Below are 25,505 nucleotides of genomic sequence, written 5' to 3'. Positions count from 1 at the left end.
CAGGCGATGGACCGGACGGCGGGGACCGGGCTACCCGCCCGGGGGCGGGCGTGAGCCGCACCGGCCACCGAAGCGGCCGGGGCGGGACCCGGCGGGGTGCCTGAGTAACACCATCGATTGATTAGCATCTATGTTACTGTCCGGGTCGATACTGTCAACGCGTATCAACCGACCCCGGCGGCAAGCGCATTCACGCAGGTAGGTTCCGATGCCCGCCCGACCGGCGTTTAACGGCGCGATCGGGGGGAACGGCTACCGCCATGAGCGTTCGAGGGATCGTCGGTGGTCGTCCCGACCGGGCAACCGGGGCCGACCGGTGAGGCCGACAGCGGGTGGCACCGGCGCCGGGCTGCGGGTGGTGGTGGTAGGTGCGACCGGCAACGTCGGGACGAGCCTCGTCGAGACGCTCGGCCGGGATCCGGCGATCGGCACGATCGTCGGAGTGGCCCGGCGGCCACCGCGGTGGCGGCCACCGAAGACCGAGTGGGTCGAGGCGGACATCGTCGCCGCCGACCTGGTCGAGATCTTCGACGGCGCCGACGTCGTGGTCCACCTCGCCTGGCTCTTCCAGCCCACCCACCGGCCACTCACCACCTGGCGGGTCAACGCCGTCGGTGGCCGGCGGGTCTTCGCGGCGGCGGCCCGGGCCGGCGTACCGGCGCTGGTGTACGCCTCGTCGGTCGGCGCGTACTCGCCCGGACCGAAGGACCGGCCGGTGGACGAGGGGTGGCCGACCGACGGCTGGCCGACCGCCGGGTACACCCGGGAGAAGGCGTACCTGGAACGTGTCCTCGACGCCTTCGAGCAGCGGTATCCACAGACGCGGGTGGTCCGGCTGCGTCCCGGGTTCATCTTCAAACGGGAAGCCGCCAGCCAGCAGCGTCGCCTCTTCACCGGGCCGCTCCTGCCGGGCCGGCTGGTGCGACCGGGGATCGTACCGGTCCTCCCCGACCTGCCCGGCCTGCGCTTCCAGGCCCTGCACTCGGCGGACGCCGCCGAGGCGTACCGGCTGGCGGTGCTCCGCGACGTGCGCGGCGCGTTCAACGTCGCCGCCGAGCCGGTCGTCGACGGGCGCCTACTCGCCGACGTCCTGCGGGCCCGACCGGTACGGCTGCCGTCCGGGCCGGTCCGGGCCGCACTCGCGCTCGCCTGGCACCTGCACCTGGTGCCGGCCTCACCGGACCTGCTCGACGCGGTGCTCCGGGTGCCGGTGATGGACACCACCCGGGCCAGCACGGAACTCGGCTGGACACCCCGGTACAGCGCCCGGGAGGCGATCGAGGAGTTCCTGCACGGACTGCGCACCGCCGCCGGGATGCCGACCGCCCCGTTGGCGTCCCGGCTGCGCGGTGGCCGGCTGGCCGAGGCCGGAACCGGCGTGGGCGAGCGCCCCTGACCGAACCCGGCGGGACCGGGAGACCCGGCCCGCCGGGACGGCACGACGGCGCTGTCAGAACCGGGTGACCCGGACGGCGTCGGCGATGACGTAGCCGGTGCCGGTGGTCCACCGGCTCACCCCGATCCGGTCCGCGTCACCGGCGGCGAGCGCGAAGACACCGAGCGACACCCACTGACCACCGGTCAGGCGCTGGTTGACCCGTACCGTCTGGTTGCCGCTGGTGGTGGCCACGATGAACGGGGTGGAATCGTTGTAGTCCGGGTTGGCCGCGTACCAGACCGAGACCTCGTAGTTGGCCGTCTCCGGGACGTTCACCCGGTACCAGGCCACGTCGCTGGCCAGGACCGGTTCGGCGAAGCGGTAGTCGTCACCGTAGCGCTGGCCGGAGTAGGCGGACGTTCCCCAGTTGGCACTGGCGGTGAACCGGCCGGCGGTGCCGTTGTCGACGATGCTGCTCCAGACCGGCGGTGGTTCCCCACCACGGTTGGGAGAGACGTCGAGGTAGTTGCGGTCGATGTGGATCTGTACGCCGCCCCAGGTCTCGTTGACGTTGCCGGCGTACTGGTGCAGCCGTTGGTGGTCGGCGTAGTACTCGGCCGGGCAGTACGGGCCGGTGTCGAGGTTCGCCACACCGTTCCACCAGGCGAACCAGAGGTGGTCCACCCGGGTGTAGGCGGGGTCGTCGTACGCGCTGCACAGGTCCGCCACCCCGGACGAGCCGCTGGAGTACATCCCCGAGAGGTAGCCGAGCGCGTGCAGCCGTTCCGTCCAGCCGGACAGGTACGACAGCACGGCGGCCCGGCACGACGCGTTCGACGGGTAGTGCTCGATGTCGTTGTAGATCGTGCTGCCGGCGAGGATGCCGAGGGCCTTCGCGGCGTTCACCGCGCTGGTCGCCCGGCTGGCCCCCTGGGAGCGCGCCGTGGCCGGGTCGCTGGACATCTTCGGTGTCCGGGTGCCGCAGGGCGCCTGGCGGTCGAGTTCGATGGGAATCAGGTGCCAACCGTTGTTGGTCTGGTTGGTCACCCAGGTCGCGGTCAGGTTGGACTGGGAGCACGAGCGGCTGGCCCCGCTGATGTAGATCCCGATCGCCCGGTACGGCGAACTGGCCCGCCAGGTGTTCATGGCCGACTGGGACGGGGCGGTGCAGGTGTCGAAGCCGCGGCCGAGGTAGGTGCCGGGTTGCGGGCCGGCCGCCGCCAGTGGGGCGGCCGGGGCGGCGGGGCGGGTCAGCGAGTCGAGGGCGGACCGCGACAGCGGCACCGCGTCCGGGCCGAGGGACGCGGTGCCGAGGACCTTCCGGACGAGGCCCTCGGTCGACGGCGTGTGCACGGCCGTGACGAGTACGCCCGCGTCCCGGACCGCGACCCGGATCTCGTCGTCCCCGGAGGGCACCGCGGCCGCCGTCGCCGCGCCGGGCGCCGTGGTGGCGGCGCCGTCCGGCAGCCGGTCCGCGGAGCGGGCGTCGATCGGTTCGAGGAGCAGGCCGGCGCTCCGCCCGACGAGTCGGGACGGGCACTCGGACTGGTCACCCGGGTGGCCGAGGTAGACCGTGGGGCGGTCGAACCGGACGCAGGCGTGTGGTCGGGCGGCTAGGTCGACGACCTGCCAGTCCTCCGGCACGGCAACCCGGTAGCCCTGGTAGCTCACGGTGCGGCTGCCCTCCGGCGCGACCGGTTCGGCGGTCATGCCGGCCCGGGCCGGCATGACCGCCAGCGTCGAGCCGGCCACCACGGCGGCGAGGCCGGTCAGGCCCGCCATGGTTCTCTTCATCGAGCCTCCTGGAAAAATTCTTACCCGCAGCCGTGATATTTGGAGAATTCCTACCAGATATCGACGCCGGCCGCTAGCCGGGGCACGCGCCGTCCGGTCGGTCCGAAGGTCGTGTTGTCCGCCGTCGACCGCCGCCGGCACATTCGTCGCCATCACCGTCCACGACCGATAGAGTGCGCGCACACCACCGGCACTCGTCGGACCCTCCCCCGCCAGGAGCTCGCCTTGACGCCTCCCATACGTCGGTCGCCCCGGACCGTCACCGCCCTGCTCACCGCCGTCGCGCTGGTCACGATCCCCGCCTCGGTCGCATCGGCCGGCACCGAGACGGCGGGCGACACCGCCGTGCTGGCGTCGCGGATTCTGCGGGTCTACAACAACAACATCGAGAACCTCGTCGTGAACAACGCCGACGGGACCTGCACCCGGATCTCCGGCCCGAACCACCTCACCTCGATACTCGTCGACGACAGCGGCCGGACGGGTACCGCCGGTGTGCTGGCCCCGGACCTGCTGATCGTGCAACAGGTCCGGGGCACCGGGCAGGCCGAGGCGTACGCCGACCAACTCTCGGCGAAGTTCGGCTATCCGGCGGGCACCTACCGGGCGATCGTGGCCTGGAGCGACCCGGAGCCGTGGGGCAGCACCCACAAGTGCAGCTCGCAGTCGCTCGGTGACCTGAAGAAGAAGCAGACAAACGGCATCCTCTACAACACCCGGACCCTCAGCCTCGCCTCCGGAGACGTCTCCAAGTATTGGTCCGCCGGCTGGTTGCGCCCCGGGACGGCGTACGCCAACGGCGCCGGGTGCACGCTGTACAAGCCGCCGAACAGCGACCCGGACACGACCGACTACTACAAGTGGAAGCGGACCAGCGCCATCGCGGCGAGGTTCACCATCAAGGCGACCGGCACCACCGTCTTCGCCGCCACCATGCACCTGCCACAGGAGAACCGGCAGAACGCCTGCGCCGGGGCGGGCTACACCGGGATCGGCGGCACCGGCATACACATCGGGGCGGACGCCACCAGCCTGATGAACGCCTCGACGATCCGGGTGGTCGGCATCGACGCGAACCGTACCGGCATTCCGGCGTCCACCCTGAGCGGCTTCGGCATGACCGGCTACGGATCCCGGCCCACGCACGGCTCCAGCAAGATCGACTATCTCTTCGTCCGGGGTACCGTGCAGCCGTCGGCCGTCGACCACACCGTGGCCGGCACCAGATCGAACCACCTGGCCCTGTACGGCTTCATCGCCTACTGACGGCCGCGGCCCACAGCCCGGCCGGCGACCGGCGCGGTCGGCGGACCACCGACCGCGCCGGGAGGACCGGGTGGTGACGAATCGGCGGAGCGCGGCCGTCGAGGTACGCCGTCCGGCCGACCATCACCTCACCGCCGGCTCCGATGGAGCGCCTGGAACAACGAGATCCACTGCTCGGGCCAGACGTACCCGACCAGCGTGTCGGCCGGCACCCGGTTGGCCCGCAGCGCGGCGTCGACCCGGCGGGCCGGATAGCCGCGATGCAGCGAGGCCCGCAGCGAGCCGCCCACCCCGCTGAAGCCGAGCCCGACGAACCGCTCGTAGTCGGCGAGTTGCCGCGCCGGCAGCAGCTCCACCGCCCGGCGTTCCAGCCGCAGGATGCCGGAGTCCACCCGAGGCATCGGCCGGAACCGCTCCCGGGGGATCCGGCCGGCCAGCCGCCAGTTCATCCACGGCCAGGTCTGCACCGTCCGCAGCGTCCACCGGCCGTAGTCGCCGCAGCGCTTGCGGGCGTACTCGAGCTGGGTGACCAGGGTGGCGGTGGTCAACTGCGGGGCGTCCAGGCACCAGTCGACGATCCGGCTCGTCGAGGCGTACGGGATGTTGCCGACCACCGCGAACGGCTCGGCGGGTGGCCGGGCAGCGACGAAGTCGCCGTGCACGAGCCGGAGTCCGGGCTCCGACCGGAACTCCTCGCCGAGCCCGGCGACCAGCCCCGGGTCGATCTCGTACGCGACGACCCGCCGGCACCGCCGGACCAGTTCCCTGGTCAGCGCTCCCTGCCCGGCACCGACCTCCAGGACGAGCCCGGCCGGGTCGAGGCGGGCCGAGGTGACGATCTGCCCGATGGTCCGCTCGTCGCGCAGGAAGTTCTGCCCGAGCACCCGGCGCGACCGGTCCTGCCCGGTACGCGGCACTCTCGTCCTGCCGGGTCGGTCAGGTTGCCGGCGGACCGGCAGACTCGCCGCACGGGCGTGCGGACGGTTCTTTCGATTCGGATGGTGATGTGGCACAGCCGTGTCCTCCGCCCGGGCGCTCCGGGCCGGTTTTTGGGACAGGCGGGCGCACGGCGCCCACGGCCTGTCCTCGGATGGATCAGGACTCGGGTGACCCTGGGCGTGCGGAGGGTTTCGGCGGCTCGCGCTCGGGCGTCGTCGACGCGAGCGGTGTCGCGAATCGTCGACGCGGGTGCCCCGCACCGGGCGCAACCGACGCCGTACGTCGGGCGGCCAGGTGGAGGGCACGGCGCGGCGCGCCGCCGATGGACGGGGCTGGGATTCGACCGACGGTCACCGTCGACGTAGGCGACGGTGGGCTGGCTGCCGCGTCAGCGGCGGCGATGGTCGAACCCCGATGCTTCTCCCGTGCTCAGCCGGCCAGGGCGCGGTGCCGGGGCCGGTCGCGGTGCAGGAGCTGAATCGCCCGACCAGCGGTGCACGTCCCGGTCAGGGACCCGCGGATCAGGGCGTGGAAGGTGCCAGACACCCGGCCACCCTAGCTCAGCGGGCGCGAACCGCCCAACCGGTTTCCCCGGGAGAACGACGGTGCCCACCTGCTGCGACACTCCCACCGGGTGGAAGTGATCACGGTCCCGGTCCGGCGTTAAGGTACCCGGATGGAAAAGCCCACCGTGGGTCTGGTCGACGGTCCGCCGCCGGCCGACCTTGTCATCGAGGACATAACGATCGGGACGGGCCAGGAGGTCCAGCCGGGCCAATGGGCCGTGGTGCACTACGTCGGGGTCTCGTTCGACACCGGCGACGAGTTCGACTCGTCGTGGAACCGCGGCTCGCCGTTCAGCTTCCCGGTAGGTGGCGGCAAGGTCATCGAGGGTTGGGATCGGGGCGTACTGGGAATGCGGGTCGGCGGCCGGCGCAAGCTGGTGATCCCGCCGCAGCTCGGCTACGGCAATCAGGGGGTCGGCAACCGGATCAAGCCGGGCGCCACGCTCGTCTTCGTGGTCGACCTGGTCGACGTGAAGTTCTGACTGATTCTGCCTTGTTCTGACCTGTTCGGGGTGTGTTCGTCCCGGCCGGAGGGCCCCGGACGCCGTCGGCGTCCGGGGCCCGCGATTCTGATCGGCCCGATCCGCGCTCAGAAGCCGAGCGCGGGGCGTCCGCCCACCACCGGCAGGGTCAGGGTGCTCGCCGTCGGCAGTACCGTCAGCCGGGTACCGGGCAGCGGCAACAGGGTGTAGTCCTGGTCGCTGGAGAAGATCACCAGACCGAGCCGGTGCCCGGAGCCGAACACGTAGTCCTTGGGCTCCATCGACCAGCGGTAGTCGGCCATTCGCCCCGGCCGCAGCGGCCGGCCGTGCGCCTCGCTGGTCCGGTTCTGCGGGTCCAGCCAACCCCGGGAGACCACCACCGGCGCCTCGTTCGAACCGGCCGGGCCGTAGTCGACCAGGTAGCCGGTGAGGTTCGCGCCGGTCCGGTTGTCGACGGAGAGCCGTACCCGCAGCTCGGGCCGGCCCGAGATCCGGACGTCCCGGTCCAGCGCCGGGGAGGTGTAGACCAGCCGGTTCGGGTTGGCGGTGTCCGGTCCGGCCACGAGTTCGGCCGGGCCGATGGTCCGGCCCGAGTCGACCAGGCTCTGCGCTGCGCGGCCCCGCCCACCGTGCCCGACCAGCCGGCCCGGCGCGGTGGCGTCGCTCGCCGAGAGTCCCAACGCCACCTCCCGGGAGCCCGGATCCGGCCAGTCCCGGTACGTGGTGTAGACCCGATCCTCCCGCTGCACCACCGCCCTCGGCTCGGCCATGATGCCGTTGTCGACGCCCCACAGCCAGTGGTCGAACCAGCGGTTCTCGGTCTGCTTGTAGCTCCACGACCGCCCGTCCGGCAGCGTCACCGTGGCCGCGCTGCCCGGCCCGCCGTGGCCGCCCTGGTGCAGCCACAGCTTGCGTGGCACGGCGTACCGGTCGAGCTGGTCCCACCAGTCGGCGAACTGGCCGGTCTTCACGTTCCAGTCGTTGAGCCCGTGTACGACGAAGACGCTGGCCCGGACCCTGCGCGCCCCGGGCAGATAGTCCCGCTCCCGCCAGAACCGGCTGTAGTCGCCGGTGACCCGATCCTGTTCCTCGGCGATCTCGGCGATCTCGTCGGCACAGGTCCCCTCGGAGCGGGCCCGTCCGGCGGTGTACATGGTCAGGATGTCGGCATCCTCACCCTGGTATCCGCCGGGTGCCACCACCAGACCGTTGGCCCGGTAGTAGTCGTACCAGTTGCTGATGGCGGCGACCGGGACGATCGTCCTGAGTCCCCGAACCCCGGTGGTCGCCACCATGTTCGGCAGGGTCCCGTTGTAGGAGACGCCGGTCATCCCGACCGCCCCGGTGGTCCAGCCGGCCCGCACCGGCGCGCCACTGGCGTCGTACGCCCTGGCCCGCCCGCCCAGCCAGTCGATGATCGCCCTGGTGCCCAGCGTCTCGGCCGAGTCACCGGTGCTCGGGCAGCCGTCGGAGTCACCGGTGCCGATGCTCTGTCCCAGCACCACCGCGTAGCCGCGCGGCACGTAGTAGTCGTCGAGCTGGCCGGGCAGGTTGGCCTTGGCCTTGGCCCGCAGGACGCCGGGTTGCTCCGCCCGCCGGGCGGACGCCCCGGCCGACGAGTTCTGCGGCAGGTCGTCGACGAGTACGCTCGGATAGGGGACGTCGCCCCAGGTGCCCTTCCGGTACGGCGAGTGCTCCAGGATCACCGGCACCCGCAGTCCCTCGGAGTCGGTCTCCCGGGGCCGGGAGATGTCCACCACCACCCGGTCGCGGCTGCCGTCGTGGTCGGTGTCGAGCGGGGTCTCCACCCACACCCGCTCCTCGATGGCGTCGGCGAGGGAGAAGACCGGCTGGGTCATGCCGTCCCGCACGACGATCTCCGGCGGTGGCGCGGCCGTGGCGGCGCGGGCCGGTACCGCCGCCGCGACCAGGGCCAGGCCCACCACGTACGCCCCGAGAATCCTCCCGGGACCCGCTGATGGCATGGCGTTGCTCCTCTCGACCTGTCCTCGTGGTCCGGCGCCCGGCGCCGCGCGGCCCGCCCCCAGAGGGTGTCGGGAGTGTCGGGACGAAGGCGCCGAGAGCGGGGAGATCGACGACTCATCCTAGTACGACAGTCAGTGGCCGGCCCGGATCGTCAGTCGGGTCCAGGCACCGAGGTAGATGCGGTCGCCGTCACCGAGCGGGACCGGTGTGTTGGCGACGATCGGTGGCGTCGACGGATCGTTGAGACAGGTACCGTTGGCGGACTCCAGGTCCACCATGGCCCAGCCGTCCGGCTGTGGGAGCAGCAGCGCGTGCAGATGAGAGACCCCGGGATCCTCGGGCGGGCCGACGAGGTCGACGTCCGGAAATACGCCCCGGGATCGGCTGCGGCGACCGATCAGCAACTGCCGGGGCTCCAGGATGAACCGGCGGGGCACGACGAAACGGGGAAGCGTCAGACTGCCGGCGTCCGTACCGCCCGAGGATCTGACCAGGTCGAAATAGCTGGCATCGACCTCGACCAGCAGGTGCCAGGTGGCGCCGTGTCCGGAAACGGCCGGATCGCCGCCGGCCGGCGGGGCGGTACCGGTCGGGGCAGGGTCGACCGGTGGACCCAGCAGGAAGTCGTAGCCGTCCTCCTCGCAGAATCGGCCCACCTGAGGCGTACCGCAGGTTGGGCACGGCGGTGCCGGCGATTCCCGCGCGGCCTCCGCTCCGCCGCCCGCCGGTTCCACCGCTCCGCCGCCTGCCGGTTCCACCGGTACGCCGGTCCCCGGCGCCGAAAGCGATCCTCCGGGGCGGTCGGGAACCGAGTCGACCCCGGCGGGCGGGATGGGTACCCCGCAGACGTCGCAGTAGTCCATGGTGGACGACTCGTGTCCCCGGGGGCAGGTGTTGGGCGACGCGGTCACGGGCTCACCCCTGCTCCTTCTTCACCCGCACCGTCTTCACCGACCGCACGTCGGTCAGTTCGGCGTCCAACGCGGCCACCTGCCGCTTCAGCCGTACCGTGCCGGTCGGCGCGTCGACGACGTCGACGATCCGGCCGAGCAGCATCGCGGTCTCGTCGTGTCCCGACTCGGCGGCCAGCTGCACCGCCCGCCCCAGCCGCGCGGTCGCGGTCTCCTCGTCGCCGCTCTCCCGGGCCCGCAGCCCCTCCTGGATCGCGGCGGCGAGTTCGGCCTGCCCGGTGTAGTGCGCCACCTGGGGGCTGATCCGGGTGGAGAGCGCCGTGTCGTCGGTCCACCTGGCCAGGATCAGCCGCTCGGTCAGTACCTGGCCGGCGCTGACCAGGCTGACCCGGGCGGCCAGCACCTCCTCGCCGACCGCGTCGGGTTCGAGGGTCACCGACACGTGGTATTCGCGGGTCTCCGCGCCCCATGCGCCGGTCGGGTAATCCCCGATCCGGGCGCTGACCGGCGAGCGGCGTGCGGTCAACTCCTGCACGTGTGGAAAGACCTGTTTGACCATGCGTACCGTCGATCCGGCCGGACTCCAGATCCTGAGCGCGACGTCCGCCACCCGCTTGCCCATCGCGGCCGCGGTCATCGCCTGGAACGCGGCCGGCAACTGCGCCGGGTGCTCCAGGCCGTCGGCCGTGCCGAGCAGGGCCGAGGCGATGGTACGCAGCTCGCTGGCCACCCAGCCGCTGCCGATCCCCCGGCTGTCGCAGACGAACCGGCCCTCGCAGGCGGCCAGCATCCGGCGCAGGTCTTCGGGCCTCTCGTGCTCGTTGCGCCCGTCGGTGAGCAGGATCGCGTGCCGGACCTCGGTGGGACAGCTGGCGAAGAGCCAGTTCGCCAGGTCCAGCCAGCGACCGATGGCGGTCCCGCCGTCGGCTCGCAGCCCAGCCACCGCCGCCTTCGCCGCCGCCCTGGTCTGCGCGTTCGCCGGCACCATTCCCGGTTGCGCCGGGTAGACCATCCGGGCGACCGCTGTCCCGGAGACCACCGCGAAGGCCACATTCTCGCGCAGGGTGTCTATCGCCACCGCCGTGGCCCGTTTCGCCTCGGCGAGCTTCGTCGGCGGCATCGCCATCGAGCCCGAGGTGTCGATCATGATCACCTGTGCCGCCGTCGGTGCGGTCCTCGGGTTGCGCAGGTCCGCACCGACGGCGGTCACCGTCAGGATCGCGTCCACCACCTGACCACCGGCCGGCAGGTACTCATTGTGGTCCACCTCGGCGACGAACTGCGGTACTCCGCTCACGTACCCGCCCCCGGCATCCCTCCGGCAGGCGGAAACGGCAGCACCGCCACGGCGATGTTGTCGTGGCCACCGGCCTCGGCAGCGAACCTGGTCAGGTCCTGGGCGATCGCGATCGGCGTGCCACCGCCCGGCCCCGGCACCCGGGCCGCCAACGCCCCGGCGTTCGGCAGGTAGTGCGAGAGTCCGTCCGAGCAGATCACCAGCCGCCCCGGCCGCCCGGGCTGGAACGTCACCACCTGCGGGTCGGTGTCGCCGGAGTCCGCACCGAGCCACCGGATCAGCGCCTTGGATGTCGGGTCCTGCTCGGCGCCGGGCGGCACCGGCCGCCCGGCCCGGATCTGGCCGACCACGGAGTCGTCCACGGTGAGGCAGACCGCCTCGTGCACCGCGCCGTCGGGACCGAGCCAGTAGGCCCGGCTGTCACCGATCCAACCGACCGTGACCGAGCCGGCGGTCACGATGGCGGCGACGAAGGTACAACTCGGCGGCACCTGCCCGTCGTCCTGCAAGGCGGTCGCCCGAGCCGCCTCGGCCCCGGCCCGACCGGAGGCCACCACGGCGTCGGGTGGGGCGGCACCGCTGCCCAGCGCGGAGAGCATCGTGGCCAGAGCCGCCTCCGCGGCACCGTGCGCCGCGAGGTCCGCGCGGAGTGATGTCGAGACCCCGTCGCAGACCACCGCCGCGATGGCCGGACCCAGCCGGCCGACCGCGACCGCGTCCTCGTTGCGTCGCCGCCGGGCCCGGTCCGTGACGGCGGCGACCGCCCCCAGGTCCAGGTCGGCGCGGTCCCGCCCCACCGACGAGCGTCGTCCGCAGTGGTCACAGTGACCGGAGTCGCCTGACGGCGGGGTACCGCAGCTCGGACAGGGTTGGCCGACCGCGCGTGAGGAGAGCCAGGAGCCGGAGGGGCCGAGCGGACCGGTGGGAACCGCCGGCACGCCGACGGCGAACGTACCCGGGGTGGCAGCCCCTCCGGCCGACCCGGCCGGGCCGGTCCAGCCGGGTGGGGCGGGTGGTGCCGAAGGCCCGGCCCACCCCGGCGGTGTGAGCGGCGTCGTGGGCCCGGCCCACCCCGGCGAGGCGGCGGGCGCCGCGGGCCCGGCCCACCCCGGTGGTGCGGCCGGCGGTGGGTGGACGGCGGGGTTCTCCGGTCCGGCCGGTGCGGTCGGCTGCGCGGGCGGACCCCAGCCGGGAACCCCGGACGGTGGGGCCGGTGGCACGGACCCGGCCAGCTCTCCCGGCCGGCCCTGGGCGACGGATGGTGCCGACGACGCCCCGGCCGATCCGGTCGGTCCGGCGAGCGCCTCCAGTCGGGACAGCGAGGTCGGCCCGGAGATGTCGACCTGGCGCAGCAGTTCGGTCGACTCGGCAGACCCGACCGGGCCGGACACCTCGGCCCGCCCGCTCGCGGTCGCGGTGCCCGACCGGGACGACTCGGCCGGGGCGGACGAGCCGGTCGCCGTGCTCGTCCCGCCGGACGGCCCGGTCACCTCGCCCACCGGTACGCGTTCCAACTCCCGACCGCAGACCTCGCAGTACCGGTGTGCCGGGTCGTCGGGCGCGCCATGCTCGGGACAGGGCTTCGGCATGCTGCCGGCACTGCCGGCTCCGACGGCGGTCACACCAGAGTCCTCGGTCGGACCGCGTTCGCGTGGTCGACCAGGGCGATCCGCAGCTCCGGGTCGTGGGAGAGCTGGGCCAGCATCCGGTACGCCCGTTCCAGCCCGAACCGCAGGCCGCGCTCGGACAGCTCGTGTCCCAGCACCCGGGCTCCCGAGGTGGCCCCGGGTCTGCTCCGTACCCAGGCCAGGGCCACCTCCAGCACCTCGATGGTGAGCCGGGTCTGCCGTTCGACGTCCAGACCGAGCCGCTCCAGCCGGACGGATGCCCGCTGCAGGTCGTCCGGGCCGGTGGTGCCCGCGGCCAGCCCGGGCAGGCTGGCCCGGACGGCGGCTACCTGCGCGGCCACGTGCTGGCTGGAGCTGTCCGGCACCTGGTCCAGTACGGCGAGCGCCCCCGTGCGGTCGCCGACCAGGAACCGGATCCGGGCCAGCCCGAACGCGGCACTCAGGTAGCTGCGGTCGACCCGCCACACCCGGTCGTACAGTCGGGTCGCCAACTCCCGGTCGCCGGTGCACTCCGCGCTCACCGCCAGCGCCAGCCGGGCGGCCGGCTCGCCCGGCAGGGCGTCGTACACCGCGTCGAAGGCGACCCGGGCGTCGGCGGGCCGGTTCGCGGTCAACGCCGCCAGGCCCCGGTACCAGTCGACCCGCCAGTCGAACGGGTCGGCCGCAGCCAGCCGGTCCAGGTCGACGCCCGCCCCGGCCAGGTCACCGCTCTCGATCCGGGCCCGGGCCAGCCGCAACGCCACCTCGACACTGCGGACCGGCGCCGCGGAGAGCTGTCGGACCAGTTCCGCCGGGTCGGTCGTGCCGAGTGAGGCGAGGAAGCCGGCGCCCGGGTCGAGCACGTCGACCTGCGGCAGCGGCAACGCGGCGGCGACCACCGGCGGCGCCGGGGCGATCGCACCGGGCGGTATCCCGCCGCCGGCGCCCCAGGCCCGGCCCGCCACCGCCCGGCCGACCTCACCGGCCTCGGTGCCGAAGGCGCGCCGCTCCGGCGTGAATTGCCGGGACACCGCCGGCCTGGGCACCCCGTCGGCGGCGGAGAGCACCTCGCGCAGTACGCCGAGCAGTTGCTCGCTCATCTCCCCGGCGCTCTGGAAACGCCGGTCCGGATCGGGGTGGGTGGCCCGGCGCAGCAACCGGTGGTACGACATCTCGGCGGCGAGCAGCGGCGCGTCCGCCGGGTCCGGCAGCCGGTCGGCGTACGTGGTCGTGAAGCCGCGGAAGTCGAGGCTGAGCACCGCCAGCGCCCGGCCGACGGTGTAGATGTCGGAGGCGACCGAGGGGCCGAGCGTGCCGACCTCCGGCGCCTGGTAGCCGGGGGTACCGAAGATCGCGCTGGCGCTGTCGTCGACGTGGCGTACCGCGCCCAGGTCGATGAGTTTGAGCTGTTCCTCGGCGTGGATCACGTTGTCCGGCTTGAAGTCGCAGAAGAGCAGGTTCCGGTCGTGCAGGTAGTCCAGGGCCGGCAGGATCTCCACACCGTAGGCGATCACCTCGGGCAGCGGCAGCGCGCGCTGCCCGGTCTCCCGGCGCCGGGCCATCAGCATGTCCCGCAGGGAATGGCCGCCGACGTACTCCATCACGATGTAACCGACCGGGGTGCCGGTACGCGGATCGGGGTGCTCGACGAAGTCGTGGATCTTGACGATGTTGGGGTGGTCGAGTTCGACCAGGAAGCGGCGCTCCGCGACGGCGGAGGCCATCGCGTCCTCGTCCGAGGTGTTGATCAGGCCCTTGAGTACCACCCAGCGGTCGCTGACCGTGTCACTGACGTTGCGGTCCCGGGCGAGATAGATCCAGCCCAGTCCGCCGTACGCGAGTGCGCCGAGGATCTCGTACCGTCGGTTGATCACGTCACCGGGACCGAGTCGGGGCACGAAGGAGAACTGGGTCCCGCAGTGCGGACAGAAGCCCTCGGCCCGCCCCGGTCGGTCGTCCCGACCCCGACCCACCGGCTTCTCGCAGCTCACGCAGAACCGTCGAGACTCGGCGACCTTCGGCTCGGCCATCACCGCCGTCGCCGGGTCGCGCAGCGGCACCCGGGCGATGTCGACCAGACCGGCACCGAGACCGCCCCGGGAGGCGCTCCGGGACCGGCTGGAGGCCCGCGAGCCGGAGTTCGCGCTCCCTCGGCTCGGCATGGTGCCGAATCCGGTCGAGGACGACCCCCGCCCGGTACCGGTCGACGCCGGCCCCTGCCCGGTCGAACCTGGCCCTGGGCGGGGACCGGTGGAGGCCGACGCCTGGCCGGCCGGTGCTCCGGGTTGCCCCGGCACCGGACCGTGCCCGGACGGACCGTGCCCCGACGGACCGTGCCCCGACGGACCGTGCCCCGACGGCACCGGACCGTGCCCGGACGGCGACCGGCCCAGCCCGGTACCGGTGGACGGGCCGACGGCCGCGGCCGGCACCGACGCCCGTCCGGCGCCGGTCGGCACCCGGCCCGTCCCGGCCGGCACCGACGCCCGCCCCGCACCGGTGGACGTCCCGAGCGGGCCGGTACCGGTCGATCCGGTGCCCTCGGGCCCGGCCACCGACCCGGCCGGTGCCCGCCGACCGCACTCGTCGCAGTAGCCGTCGGGCAGGTAGGAGCCGGGGCAACCGGGCCGCAGGCAGCGGGTGCTCATGAGGATCCCTTCGCACCGGGCGCCGGGCGCTCGGCGAGGTCGTTGAGATGACGCTGGTACGCGACCACGGCCCGGGTCGCCGCCGACAGGTCACACGGGCTGGTGTACAGCAGGTCGCTGGCCTGCCGGTAGCGGGCGGAGAGTTCGAGGTGCTCGATCAGGCCGAGCCGCCCCGCCTTGGCCCGGTACGCGTCGAGCCTGCCCCGCAGTTCGGCACGCCGCAGCAGCAGCCCGTCCGCCGCCTCGTACGAGGAGGCCAGCCGGCGCCGGGCGTCCGCCACGCCACGTTCGAGCGCGGCCAGTTCCGTACCGAGTTGGCTCCACCGCCGCTCCCGGTGCAACTGGCCGAGCTGCGCCAACTGGGCACGCAGCGCCGGAGCCGGATCCGGCGGCAGGTCGGGTAGCGCGGAAGCGGCGATCTTGGCGCGCGCCAGCGCGTGCGCGCGGGCGGTCCCGGCGGCCGCGGTGGTGAGTTCGTCCAGTGCGCTCGCCAACCGGACGATCCGTCCCGGGTAGCCGTCGCGTACCTCGGTCAGGTCGGCGAGCCGGCCCGCCAGGGCGGCGACCTCGGCCTCGAACCGCCGCAGCCGGTCCCGCACCGTGGTCGCGGCCGGTCCGCTCCCGGACGCGCCGATCGGGTCGGCAAGCGCCTCCCGGTACGCCTCGTCGACCACCCGGTCGAGCCGGTCGAGTTCGTCGCGCGGCGACGGGTCGACCCGCGATCCGGTCACCGGAGTCGCGACGGGAGCAGCCGGCGGGACAGGACCGGCAGCGGGCGGGACCGGCTCGTCGCCTCGTCCTCCCGGCCCGGTCAACCCGACGGCCTCGGCCCGCAGCCGGTGCAGCGCGTCGGTGAGCTGCGCGAACCGTCCGGCGAGCCGGGCCCGCGCGGACTCCAGGCCGGCGAGTGCCCCGGAGAGCGCGGCCGCCTCGGCCTCGATCCGACGGGCGAGTTCGATCAGCCGGAGCCGCTGTGCCGGTGTGCCGGCCGGATCGTCGAGTACCGTCCCGTCGACGTCGAGCGCGACCACCGCAGCCCCGAGCAGATCGCCGAGTTCCCGCAGCTCGGTCTCGCCGGGTCGGGTCCGCCGGGCGCGTACCTCGCGGGCCTGGGCCAGCAGCACCCCGAAGGCGGCGAACTGGGACCAGAGTGCGCCGGTCCGGGCGAGCACGTCGCCGGCGACCCGCGCAGTCTCCCCGGCCGTCCGGGAGTCCCGCAACAGGACCAGCTCGGGCCGGCCGTCCAGGGCGTACATCGCGGCCGAGGCCCTGTCGTGTGCCGCGCCGAGCGCGCCGAGCACCTGGTCGACCTCGGCTCGACCCATCGGCGACGGCGGCGGCACGGTCATCGGCGCGGCTGTCGGGGTCTGGCCGTGCCGGCCAGCGTCCCCGGACGCCCACCGGTGCTCGGCGACTGCGCTGGAAGGTCCACGAGCCACGCTAGTCCCGGTAACGCGCGACCGGTGGCGCCGGGGCCGGACCCAGCGACGTCAACCATCGGGTGTAGAGCCGGGTCCAGGTCCCGTCGGACCGGATCTTTGCCAACACGCCGTTGACGAACCGGACCAGCTCCGGCGAGTCCCGGGAGATCGCCACCCCGTACGGCTCGTCGCTGAACCGCGGGCCGACGACCTCGGTGTTCGGGTCCTGCGCGGCGAGCCCCACCAGGATGCTGTCGTCGGTGGAGACCGCGACGACCTGGTTCTGCTGGAGCAGTACCAGACAGTCCGTCCAGTTGACCACCGAGACCGGCACCGTACCCCTTCGCGCGATGTTCCGGATCGAGGTGCTGCCGGCCGCCGCGCAGACCTTCTTGCCACGCAGGTCGTCGATGGTCTTCACGCCGGAGCCGCGGGTGACCAGGACGCGCTGGCCGGCGGTGAAGTACTCCGTGGAGAAGCTGACTTCCTGCCAGCGTTCGCAGTTCATCGTCATGGTCCGGACCACCATGTCGACGGTGCCGTCCTTGACCACCTTTATCCGGTCGGCCGAGCTGATCGCCCGGAACTGGATCCGGCCCGGGTCGCCGAAGAGGCCCCTGGCGATCTCCCGGGCGATGTCGACGTCGAAGCCGGTGAGTTGGCCGGTCTGCGGGTCACGGAAACCGAACTGGTAGCTGTTCTGGTCGACCCCGACGATCAACCGTCCACGCTGGACGATCTTCTCCATCGCGGTGCCCGGCGGCATCTGCCGGGGACGGGGCAGGCTACCGGACGGCCGGAGGCTGGCCCGGGGGTTGCAGGACCCGGACGAGGCCGCCGGACCGCTCGGCACGACCGCCGGGTCCTGCATGCCGACCGGCCGGGGCGGGTCCGCCGCGATCTGGTTGTCGGGAAGCGCCTCTTCGCCCGTGCCGCATCCGGCGAGACCAACCGTGCAGACCAGCACGAGGACGCCGGCAAGGAGCCGGCCGGCGAGATGCCGGTGTCTCATCGGTACTCCACAATCCGCCGCTGCATGCCCACCGCGGCCCCGACCAGCATGACGAGGGTCAGCCCGACGATACCGACGTCGACCCCGGTCAGGGCCCGGCCGGCGCCGACCGCCTCGCGTTCGAACCGTTCCCCGTTGTGGTTGATGGCCAGGGCCAGCGCCTCGTCGAACTCGTTGAAGATGGCGGCCGTGGTCTGCTCGCCGGCGCCCACCGTGGCGGCCACCGCCTTGGCGTACTCGCCGCCGTCGTCGAGGGCCCGCACGTTGCGGTGCGCCGCCGACCAGTCCTTGCTGCGGGCGATGGCGGCGTCGACCGCCTGCCGGGTGGTGTCGTCCGACGCGGCCGCCCGGGCCTGCGCCAGCAGCCCGCCCGAGCCGTCGGTGCCGGCGAGTCGCTCCATCACGACGCCGTAGTTCTCCTCGAACGCCGCGCCGTTGCCCCGGGCGACCAGGGTCAGTGCCTCGTCGGCACGGGCCTGCAACCCGGCGATCCGCGCCTCGGCCAGGAGATTGACCTGGTCGGAACCGTCGTCCCGGCTGTCCCGCAGGTTTCCGGCCGCGACCAGCGCCGACCCGGCCAGCCAGACCGTCAGCAGCACCGTCGCACCGGTGCCGACCAGAAGTCCGACGTTGAGCAGCCGGTTGGTTCGCCGGGTCAGGTGGACCTGCGCCAGTGCCAGCGCCGCCAGGGTGAGGACGGCGAGCAGCACCGCGACCCAGGGAAAGCCGGCCGCCCGGTCCCGCGCCTCGTCCAACTCGGACGAGGCGGTCGCGTAGAGCTCCTGGGCGGCCGGCAGCAGTTCGTCACGCATCAGGCCGGAGGCCTCCTGCAGATAGGCGACGCCGAGCGGCAGACCCTGCCGGTTGTAGGTCCGGGCGGTCTCCACCAGGCCGCTGTAGACCGGAAGCCGTGCGGTGATCCGGGCGACCGCCGCCGCACCCCGGCTGTCGTCCGAGACGGCGGCCGAGACGACGGTCAGCGCCGAGGCCGCGTCGGCCAGGTCACGCAGGTAGCGGTCACGCAGCGCGGGCGGTTCCAGACCGTTGGAGAGGAAGGCGCTCGCGGCGGTGGCGTCGGCGTCGGAGAGAGCGCGGTAGAGGCTCTGTGCCGCCACCGCCAGCTCGCCGCTGCGGGCGGTGACGCCACGGACCAGGTCCGCCCGCTGCCGTACACCGACGAACGCCACCAGCCCGGTGAGCAGGCCGAGCACGACCACTCCGGCCAGGATCGCAGTGAGTCGGCCGGGTGTACGCCGCAACGGTGTGGTGGCCCGGCGGAGCAGGTCCGGCGGGCGGGGCTGCGGCGGAACGGCCAACCGGCCTGGCGGGGCAGCCACCGCCGACCCGTGCGAACCCACCCGAAACCTCCCCAACACCGCACCGGGATCCCGCCGCACCGGACATGGCTCCGGCGGTCAGATCTTGAAACGACCGGCTTCAAGGTAACCAATCCGCTCAACCGGTGGGGGGCGGCCCGCCGGCCGGGCGGGGCGGACCGGGATCGGGCGCGCCGGGTCCGCCCGCCGGCCCGGGGAATCGACCGGACCGGGGACGACCGCCGGCCGGGTGGACCGGAAACGTAACCTGGCCGAAGGCGCGCCGTCGCGACCGTCGACCAGGCTGATGGGGCTAACCTAAGTCGGATGTCCGGCGTCGCCGGCGGGGGTGGAAGGTGGTAGCGGGATTGTGCTGGCGGAGGAAGACCACGTGACCACGCCGTCGCGGACCGGACGCCCGGCGGTGATGACCGACGTGGCCCGGCTCGCCGGAGTGTCACACCAGACGGTCTCCCGGGTGATCAACGGCCATCCACGGGTCCGGCCGGAGACCCGGGACCGGGTGGTCCGGGCGATGGCCGAGCTGAGCTACCGGCCCAACGCGATGGCCCGAGCCCTGGCCAGCCGCCGGTCCCGGGTGCTCGGCGTGGTGAGTTTCGACACCATCCTGTACGGCCCGGCCTCGACGCTGCTCGGCATCGAACGCGCCGCCCGGGCCGCCGGTTACGGGGTCAGCATCGTGACCCTGGAGAAGGTCGACCGCCGTGGCGTACTCAGCGCCGTCGAGGCGCTCGACGGCCAGGGCGTGGACGGGGTCATCATCATCGCACCGCAGATGGCCGCCGCCGCCGCGCTGCACAGCCTGCCCCGGGGGATGGCTGCGGTGGCGGTGGAGGCCGGCCAGGACAGCGGACTGCCGTCCGTCTCGGTGGACCAGGTGGCCGGGGCCCGGCTCGCCGTCCGACACCTCCTCGACCTCGGGCACCGCACCGTGTGGCACGTCTCCGGGCCGAGCGACTGGCTGGAGGCGGGTGACCGGATCATCGGCTGGCGGCAGACCCTGGAGGAGGCCGGCGCCGCCGTACCGCCGATCATCTCCGGCGACTGGAGCGCCCGGTCCGGGTACGCCGCGGGTACCGCGCTGGCCGGCAACCCCGACGTCACCGCGGTCTTCGTCGCCAACGACCAGATGGCGCTCGGCCTGCTGCGCGCCCTGCACGAGCGGGGCGTCCGGGTGCCGGCCGACATCAGCGTGGTGGCCTTCGACGACATCCCCGAGGCGGAGTTCATGCTTCCGCCGCTGACCACCGTCCGGCAGGACTTCGACGAGGTGGGCCGGCGCGGCATGGCGACCCTGCTGCAACTGCTCGACGCCACCAGCCGGGCGGAGGGGCCGCTCCCCGTGCTGTCCAGCACCACCCCGATCGAGCCGACCCTGGTGATCCGGCAGAGCGCCGCCGCTCCGCCGGCCGGACGGAGCTGACCCGGCAGGGCCAGGACTTCCCGGGCGGCGGGCCGGAGTGCGGACCATCGGCTCGACCGGCGTCGTCAGGCCCACGGGGCGGTCGGCCGGAACGAGCTGTCCGCCCGGAAGGTGGCGTTGTCGGCGTACCAGTCGATCCGGAGTTCGTAGTTGTAGTGCCGCAGGTACCGGCCCGGCAGGTTGTAGGACTCCAGGGCGACGGAGCCGGTCACCGAACCGGGGCGGGCGCAGAAGGTGGCGTCGCCGCGGAAGAGCGCCGTACCGTCGCTCGGATCCAGGCGCAGCCGGTAGTCGTAGTGCCGCAGATAGCGGCCACCGGTGCCGGTGAAGGAGTAGCAGTTCGGGTCGGCCAGTCCGGCGACCACGGTGAAGGTGGCGTCCTGCCGGGTCTGCGCCGGGCTCGACGCGGAGACCGGATCGATGTACCCGAGGTAGTCGCGGTGCCGGAGGTACCGGTCCGGGAAGTTCACCGACTGGAGGGACCGGGTCGTGTTGACCGGAAGGGTGACCCCGCCGGACACCGTCTCCCGGAGCACCGTGAAATGCCGGGCGAACCCGGAGAGCCCGGGTAGCTGGGTCGGGGCGGTCCAGGTGTTGAAGCCGTCGTAGCTGTCGCTGAACAGGTACTGCCCGCTGGTGTAGCCGTCGAAGAAGATCCGCCAGCCGCCGTTGTCCAACTGCACCAGCGCCTGGCCCTCGCGCGGGCCGCCCCAACCGGCCCAGTTCCCGGTGCGGCGCATCGTGTACGGCCCGGTCAGGCTGGTCGCCGTCGCGTACTCGATGAACTTGGTCGTCTCCTGTTTGGTGAACGCGTGGTACGTCCCGCCGATCTTCACGACGAAGGTGTCGATGTAGTTCGGCCCGATCCCGCTCAGTACCGTCGGCGCGCTGAACGCGGTGAGTGCGGCGTTCGTCGCCCGCAGCCGGTACGGCTTGAAGTCCGCGCCGTTGGTGGAGAGCGAGACGATGACGTTGACGCTGCCGTCGGTGTCGACGAACCACTCCGGCGCCCAGGTGTTCTGCACCCCCAGCGGGATGGTGTGGTTGCGCAGGAAGGTCCAGTTGACCCGGTCGGTGCTGGTGGCGAAGCCGATGGTGTTGCCGGTCCAGTTGGTGGTGTAGACGATGTAGTAGCGCCCGTCGGTGTGCCGGATGATGCTCGGATCCCGGATCAGCCCGGACGGCGGGGTGTAGGCGGGGCCACGCAGCAGTCGGAAGCCGGTGGCGTCCGGCGACTCGTAGACGTACATGTTGGATTCGCTGCTGTTGGTGAAGGCGGTCATGGTGTAGCGGGTGACCTGGCCGGGTGGCGGGGCGGCGGCCCCGGCCGGAGCGGCGGGCACCGCCGCCCCGGCCACCGCCAGCAGTGCGGCGGAGGCCAGCGACGGCCATCGGGAACGGTTCCGGGCTCGGGTCATCGTCGCTCGGGTCATCGTCGCCACCTCCGGGCGGGGTGCGGCATGCCGTGTCCGGGCATTCGTGTGAGCGCTAACATCGCGTCTGAGCGCTAACATACCGGTCGACCGCCGGCCATTCAATAGAAGCTTACCGATCACCGCCGACCGCCGGGGTCACCGGATAGCGGAGGATCGTCCCAGCCTGGCCATCACCATCGCGTCGCGCACCTGGTCGCGCCGGTAGTAGCGGTAGCCGGTGGCCGGATCCACGCTCGCCGGTCTGCGGTGCGGCCGGGTCAGCGGTCGGTCAGGCGTTGGAAGAGGACGTGGTCCTGCCACCGTCCGGCGATCTCGACGTGCGCCCGGGCGAAGCCGATCCTCTCGAACCCGTTGCGCCGGAGCACCCGCTGTGACCCCGTGTTGTGTGGCAGGGTGCCGGCCAGCACCTGGTGCAGGTCCAGTTCGCCGAAGGCGAGGTCGAGGGCCAGGCCCACGGCCCGGGTCGCGACTCCGCGTCCGTTGACCGACTCGGCCACCCAGTAGCCGAGGTACGCGGACTGTGCCGGCCCGCGGACGATCGTCGACAGCGTGATCGTGCCGCAGATCCCCCCGTCGTACTCGATCACACAGCCGTAACCGGTGCCGTTGCCCCGCTCGGCCGTCGCCTGTTCGAGCCGGGCACGCTGACCGGCGGGGGTGAAGAAGCTCGCCGGTCGCCGGGGTTCCCAGGGGGCCAGGAAGCTCCGGTTCGTCGCGTACACCTCGGCCAGCGCGACCGCGTCCTCGACATCGGCGGGTCGGATTCGGATCATGGTCCGATTCTTCCAGCCGGCTCCTCCGGCCCGGCACGGGGCGACCGGCACGGGGCGACCGGCACGGCCGCGACCTCCCGATCGTGGGCAGCCTCCCGATCACCGGGCCAGGACGTCCCGGTTAACCTGACGGGATGTTGGAAGCCCGCAGGGTGAGCGCGTGGCGCAGTCGCTACGAGATCAGTGTCCAGGGTCGGGTCGTGACCACCTGGGACGGCTCGTCGTGGCGCAGCGGCGGCGAATTCGAGTTGGACGGCCGGCGCTACCAGGTGCGCGGCAACGCCTGGGGCAACCGTTACAGCCTGCTCGACGCGGCGGGCGGGACCGTCGCGTCGGCGGACCGGGTCGGGCGCAAGCGGTGGACGGTCTCCACCGACGGGCAGACCTACCACTTCCAGCGCGCCTCGCTCTTCAGCAGCGAACAGGAACTGCACGCCGACGGGCGTCGGGTCGGTTCGGTGCGCCGGGTCAGCATGTGGCGCGGCGACGTCGCCGCCGACCTGCCCGGCCTGCCGCTGCCGGTGCAGGTCTTCGTCCTCGGCATCGTGATCACCATGTGGACCCAGCAGGCGGCCGCGGCGAGCTGAACCGGCCGGTCCGCACGCCACCTCCGGCATCGCCCGCCAGCTGTCCCGGCCCGGTGGCCGGCTGGTCGGTCGCGGGCGGCTCCGGTCCGGGAATCTTGAAAACCTTTTCGGGCTCGGCTGCGGAAGCCACGCCAGTGTCGATCATCCCAACGATGGGGCTCATCGCGGAGTGCGTGCCTGGACTACAATCCTGTTGCTCCGCCCTTCCGAAAGACAGTCCGAAAGGATTTCGGTGGTCAGACAACGCTCCCAATCTGTGACCCTGACCGACGTGGCACGGCGGGCCGGGGTCTCGGTGGCCACCGCATCCAAGGCGCTGAACGCGCGGGACGAGGTCGCCCCGGCCACCCGCCGCAGGGTCCTGGAGGCCGCCGAGGAACTCTCCTTCCATCCCAACGCCCTGGCCAAGGGACTGATCTCGGGACGCACCCGGACCATCGGGCTGCTCACCGACGAACTCGGCGAGCGGTTCGCCTTCCCCGTGCTGCTCGGCATCGAGAACGCACTCGGTAACGAGCAGATGTGCGTGCTGCTCTGCGACGCCCGGGGCGACGTCATCCGGCGCCGGCACTACATCCGTACGCTGCTCGCCCGCCAGGTGGACGGCTTCATCATCCTGGGCGACTCGAACGACATCCGCCCCTCGCTGACCCGGGACATTCCGGTCCCGGTCGTCTACGTCTACGGCGAGTCCGACGACCCGAAGGACCTCTCGGTACTCGCCGACGACGCCGGCGGCGCGCGGCTGGCCGTCGAGCACCTGATCTCACTCGGCCGACGTCGGATCGGTCACATCACCGGCCCGGAGACCTACCGCGCCGCCCGCGACCGGGTGACCGGCCTGCACTCGGTGCTGGCCGAGGCGGGCCTGCCGCTGGTCGGGGGCGATCCGCTCTACGGCGAGTGGTCCCAGCGCTGGGGCCGGCACGCCGGCCGGATGCTGCTCACCTCCGATCCGGACATCGACGCGGTCTTCTGTGGCAACGACCAGATCGCCACCGGGGTCGCGGAGACCCTGCTCGACCTCGGCCGGCGGATCCCGGACGACGTCGCGATCGTGGGGTACGACAACTGGGAGGTCTTCGCCGCCGACTGCCGGCCGCCACTGACCACCGTGGACCTGAACCTGCAACAGCTCGGCGCGACCGCGGTCAAGCAGCTTTTCGCCGCCCTGGACGGGGAACGGGCCGCCGGGGTGATCCGGCAACCCTGCCGTCTCGTCGTCCGGGAGTCGACCGGCCCGGTCGCCTCGCTCGGCGCCGCCCGCGGGGGCGCCCGGACCGAGGCGGTTACCCCGAGCGAGCGCGGATAATCCCACCGGCACCGGCGGACCGGGAAAAACCGATAACCGCAGACCCTTCCGCACCCCTCGGGCATGCTCAGGTGATGGGCGGGGAAGGGAGTACGGCGTGAGGAACTACGACGACGACTGGACCGAGGACCAGCGCGCGCTGTACGACGAGTGTTACGACCTGGGCGAAGCCTGGGCGGGTGATCCGGAGACCGACACCGACCAGCTGCAGGACGTGATCAACCTCGCCGAGGCCGACGACGACGAACTCGCCGACGTCGACCTCAACTATCCCCCGCTGGTCGACGCGGTGGCCGAGGCGACCGGGGAACAGGTGACCAGTGTGACCGCCGACCGGGACGACCCGGCCTTCCGGGGCTTCGTCGACGGTGTCCGGCAGGGCGTCGAGGAGGACGTCTTCGGGCTCTGAACCACCGGGACGCCAGGGCGGGGCGGCTCAGGGCCGGGCCGGCTGGATGCGGGCGGTGCCGAGCGACGCCGGGAAGTCCGCCCGGCTGATCCGGACCGACTGGCCGGAGAGCACCGCGACGGCGGCGGTGTAGTCCGGACCGACGTCGAGGTCGTGCAGCTGCACCGGGCCGTCGAGGGGACGGTCGACGGCCCAGTCGACGAGCCGGGCCGGCTCGTCCGGCGGCGTCAGCGTGATCCGGTTCATCGGCACGGCCAGCCCGTGCCCGGTCGCCTTCAGCAGCGCCTCCTTGCGGGCCCAGTACCCGAAGAACGCCCGGCGGGCCGACTCCGCCGGCTGCTCGCTCCACCAGCGAAGCTCGGCCGGCGAGAGCACGTTCCGGCTCAACGCGACCACGTCGGTGCCGTCGGTCAGCTCCTGCACGTCCAGGCCGACCGGGTCGGCGGCCACCGCCACGGCGACCCACTCGCCGGAGTGGGTGAGGGAGAAGTCGAGCTTGGTGGCGGGTCGGTCCACCACCGGCTTGCCGTGCCCGGCGCCGCAGTGCCGGCAGTGCCGGGAGAAGCCGAGCTGTCCGGCCGGCACCCCGAGGTAGTGCCCGAGCAGCATCCGCACCCCGACGTGCGCGGCCTGGTAGCGGTCCCGGTCGGCGGCCTGCCGGAACCGGGCGTACCGCTGCCGCTCCTCGTCGTCGAGCACCTCGAGCCCGGCCCAGTGCGCCGGTCCCATCGGCAACCGCCACACCTGGCACTCCCCCGGCCCCGGCGGCAGCGGACCGTCGGGACCGGCAGACGTCGGAGCGACCGCCCCGGGCAGGTCGTCGGGCGGGCGGCGGGATCCGGTCAACAGGCACCACCAGGGTCGCGGGTGAACGACGGGCGGGGATGCCCGCCGGGAACATTCTGGCGCGAGCATGCCAGC

General features: G+C 72.9%; 20 protein-coding genes. 7 read left to right on the top strand and 13 right to left on the bottom strand.

All coding sequences use genetic code 11. The features are described from left to right. Window positions 1–316: 316 nt before the first annotated feature. The gene (locus EV371_RS16925; protein WP_349337514.1) at window positions 317–1,396 is read left to right on the top strand and encodes an NAD-dependent epimerase/dehydratase family protein; all 1,080 of its coding nucleotides are present in this window, start codon (window positions 317–319) and stop codon (window positions 1,394–1,396) included. Between the two features lie 54 nt (window positions 1,397–1,450). On the opposite strand, the gene EV371_RS16920 is transcribed toward EV371_RS16925, so the two are convergent. Further along, window positions 1,451–3,172: a glycoside hydrolase domain-containing protein gene (locus tag EV371_RS16920; RefSeq protein ID WP_130462891.1), complete on the bottom strand. Its 1,722-nt coding sequence runs from the start codon at window positions 3,170–3,172 to the stop codon at window positions 1,451–1,453. A gap of 225 nt (window positions 3,173–3,397) precedes the next feature. Here EV371_RS16920 and EV371_RS16915 point away from each other — a divergent pair, with 225 nt between their 5' ends. After that, the gene (locus EV371_RS16915; protein ID WP_130462890.1) at window positions 3,398–4,438 is read left to right on the top strand and encodes a hypothetical protein; all 1,041 of its coding nucleotides are present in this window, start codon (window positions 3,398–3,400) and stop codon (window positions 4,436–4,438) included. Between the two features lie 128 nt (window positions 4,439–4,566). Here EV371_RS16915 and erm read toward each other — a convergent pair whose 3' ends face one another. After that, window positions 4,567–5,355, bottom strand: coding sequence for an ErmE/ErmH/ErmO/ErmR family 23S rRNA (adenine(2058)-N(6))-methyltransferase (gene erm, locus EV371_RS16910; RefSeq protein WP_349337512.1), 789 nt, complete (start codon window positions 5,353–5,355; stop codon window positions 4,567–4,569). Window positions 5,356–6,053: 698 nt separating this feature from the next. Here erm and EV371_RS16905 point away from each other — a divergent pair. Next, window positions 6,054–6,425: an FKBP-type peptidyl-prolyl cis-trans isomerase gene (locus tag EV371_RS16905; protein ID WP_130462889.1), complete on the top strand. Its 372-nt coding sequence runs from the start codon at window positions 6,054–6,056 to the stop codon at window positions 6,423–6,425. A 107-nt stretch (window positions 6,426–6,532) separates the two neighbouring features. Here EV371_RS16905 and EV371_RS16900 read toward each other — a convergent pair whose 3' ends face one another. The 8 genes from EV371_RS16900 to EV371_RS16865 form a co-directional block, all read right to left on the bottom strand. Further along, window positions 6,533–8,410, bottom strand: a complete 1,878-nt coding sequence (locus tag EV371_RS16900; RefSeq protein WP_130462888.1) for a Xaa-Pro dipeptidyl-peptidase — start codon at window positions 8,408–8,410, stop codon at window positions 6,533–6,535. Window positions 8,411–8,542: 132 nt separating this feature from the next. Then, window positions 8,543–9,067, bottom strand: a complete 525-nt coding sequence (locus tag EV371_RS16895) for an FHA domain-containing protein (protein ID WP_207230519.1) — start codon at window positions 9,065–9,067, stop codon at window positions 8,543–8,545. 259 nt (window positions 9,068–9,326) lie between these two features. After that, window positions 9,327–10,619, bottom strand: coding sequence for a VWA domain-containing protein (locus EV371_RS16890; protein WP_130462887.1), 1,293 nt, complete (start codon window positions 10,617–10,619; stop codon window positions 9,327–9,329). Further along, a complete protein-coding gene (locus EV371_RS16885; protein ID WP_130462886.1) occupies window positions 10,616–12,241 on the bottom strand; it encodes a protein phosphatase 2C domain-containing protein in 1,626 nt (541 codons plus the stop codon). The genes EV371_RS16890 and EV371_RS16885 overlap by 4 nt, the downstream gene beginning before the upstream one ends. Continuing rightward, complete coding sequence (locus tag EV371_RS16880) at window positions 12,238–14,874, bottom strand: tetratricopeptide repeat protein (RefSeq protein ID WP_130462885.1); 2,637 nt, start codon at window positions 14,872–14,874, stop codon at window positions 12,238–12,240. The genes EV371_RS16885 and EV371_RS16880 overlap by 4 nt, the downstream gene beginning before the upstream one ends. Beyond that, window positions 14,871–16,223 (bottom strand): hypothetical protein, encoded by a 1,353-nt coding sequence (locus EV371_RS16875; protein WP_130462884.1) that lies wholly within the window; start codon window positions 16,221–16,223, stop codon window positions 14,871–14,873. Before EV371_RS16875 ends, EV371_RS16880 begins: the two co-directional genes overlap by 4 nt. Before the next feature lie 91 nt (window positions 16,224–16,314). Continuing rightward, entirely contained in the window at window positions 16,315–17,307 is a 993-nt protein-coding gene (locus EV371_RS16870) for a transporter substrate-binding domain-containing protein (protein WP_130462883.1), read from the bottom strand. Beyond that, window positions 17,304–18,665 (bottom strand): hypothetical protein, encoded by a 1,362-nt coding sequence (locus tag EV371_RS16865; protein ID WP_130462882.1) that lies wholly within the window; start codon window positions 18,663–18,665, stop codon window positions 17,304–17,306. The genes EV371_RS16870 and EV371_RS16865 overlap by 4 nt, the downstream gene beginning before the upstream one ends. A gap of 385 nt (window positions 18,666–19,050) precedes the next feature. On the opposite strand from EV371_RS16865, the gene EV371_RS16860 reads away from it, so the two are divergent. Beyond that, window positions 19,051–20,067, top strand: a complete 1,017-nt coding sequence (locus tag EV371_RS16860; protein WP_130465985.1) for a LacI family DNA-binding transcriptional regulator — start codon at window positions 19,051–19,053, stop codon at window positions 20,065–20,067. Window positions 20,068–20,132: 65 nt separating this feature from the next. Here the strand turns inward: EV371_RS16860 and EV371_RS16855 are convergent, their stop codons facing one another. Together EV371_RS16855 and EV371_RS16850 are read right to left on the bottom strand one after the other, a co-directional pair. After that, the gene (locus tag EV371_RS16855; protein ID WP_486484653.1) at window positions 20,133–21,500 is read right to left on the bottom strand and encodes a glycoside hydrolase family 43 protein; all 1,368 of its coding nucleotides are present in this window, start codon (window positions 21,498–21,500) and stop codon (window positions 20,133–20,135) included. Window positions 21,501–21,760: 260 nt separating this feature from the next. Beyond that, a complete protein-coding gene (locus tag EV371_RS16850; protein ID WP_130462881.1) occupies window positions 21,761–22,276 on the bottom strand; it encodes a GNAT family N-acetyltransferase in 516 nt (171 codons plus the stop codon). 134 nt (window positions 22,277–22,410) lie between these two features. Here EV371_RS16850 and EV371_RS16845 point away from each other — a divergent pair, with 134 nt between their 5' ends. The 3 genes from EV371_RS16845 to EV371_RS16835 all read left to right on the top strand — a co-directional run bounded on the left by EV371_RS16845 (window position 22,411) and on the right by EV371_RS16835 (window position 24,584). Next, window positions 22,411–22,863, top strand: coding sequence for a hypothetical protein (locus EV371_RS16845; RefSeq protein WP_130462880.1), 453 nt, complete (start codon window positions 22,411–22,413; stop codon window positions 22,861–22,863). A 232-nt stretch (window positions 22,864–23,095) separates the two neighbouring features. Beyond that, window positions 23,096–24,175 carry a substrate-binding domain-containing protein gene (locus EV371_RS16840; protein WP_130462879.1) on the top strand — a complete coding sequence of 360 codons (1,080 nt, stop codon included), beginning with the start codon at window positions 23,096–23,098 and terminating at the stop codon, window positions 24,173–24,175. Between the two features lie 97 nt (window positions 24,176–24,272). Beyond that, window positions 24,273–24,584 carry a hypothetical protein gene (locus EV371_RS16835; protein ID WP_130462878.1) on the top strand — a complete coding sequence of 104 codons (312 nt, stop codon included), beginning with the start codon at window positions 24,273–24,275 and terminating at the stop codon, window positions 24,582–24,584. A gap of 27 nt (window positions 24,585–24,611) precedes the next feature. Here EV371_RS16835 and EV371_RS16830 read toward each other — a convergent pair whose 3' ends face one another. Next, entirely contained in the window at window positions 24,612–25,430 is an 819-nt protein-coding gene (locus tag EV371_RS16830) for a 4'-phosphopantetheinyl transferase superfamily protein (RefSeq protein ID WP_165436719.1), read from the bottom strand. Between the last annotated feature and the right edge of the window lie 75 nt (window positions 25,431–25,505).

It is taken from the genome of Plantactinospora sp. CNZ321, assembly GCF_004217235.1.
The sequence above is the reverse complement of the archived record's forward strand: the minus strand, read 5'-3'. Positions and strand labels throughout refer to the sequence as shown.

Coding starts and splice junctions, on each gene's coding strand:
- EV371_RS16920 (WP_130462891.1), bottom strand. CDS start 3,172: ATGAAGAGAACCATGGCGGGCCTGACCGGCCTCGCCGCCGTGGTGGCC.
- EV371_RS16905 (WP_130462889.1), top strand. CDS start 6,054: ATGGAAAAGCCCACCGTGGGTCTGGTCGACGGTCCGCCGCCGGCCGAC.
- EV371_RS16900 (WP_130462888.1), bottom strand. CDS start 8,410: ATGCCATCAGCGGGTCCCGGGAGGATTCTCGGGGCGTACGTGGTGGGC.
- EV371_RS16880 (WP_130462885.1), bottom strand. CDS start 14,874: ATGAGCACCCGCTGCCTGCGGCCCGGTTGCCCCGGCTCCTACCTGCCC.
- EV371_RS16875 (WP_130462884.1), bottom strand. CDS start 16,223: ATGACCGTGCCGCCGCCGTCGCCGATGGGTCGAGCCGAGGTCGACCAG.
- EV371_RS16870 (WP_130462883.1), bottom strand. CDS start 17,307: ATGAGACACCGGCATCTCGCCGGCCGGCTCCTTGCCGGCGTCCTCGTG.
- EV371_RS16860 (WP_130465985.1), top strand. CDS start 19,051: ATGACCGACGTGGCCCGGCTCGCCGGAGTGTCACACCAGACGGTCTCC.
- EV371_RS16855 (WP_486484653.1), bottom strand. CDS start 21,500: ATGACCCGAGCGACGATGACCCGAGCCCGGAACCGTTCCCGATGGCCG.
- EV371_RS16850 (WP_130462881.1), bottom strand. CDS start 22,276: ATGATCCGAATCCGACCCGCCGATGTCGAGGACGCGGTCGCGCTGGCC.
- EV371_RS16845 (WP_130462880.1), top strand. CDS start 22,411: ATGTTGGAAGCCCGCAGGGTGAGCGCGTGGCGCAGTCGCTACGAGATC.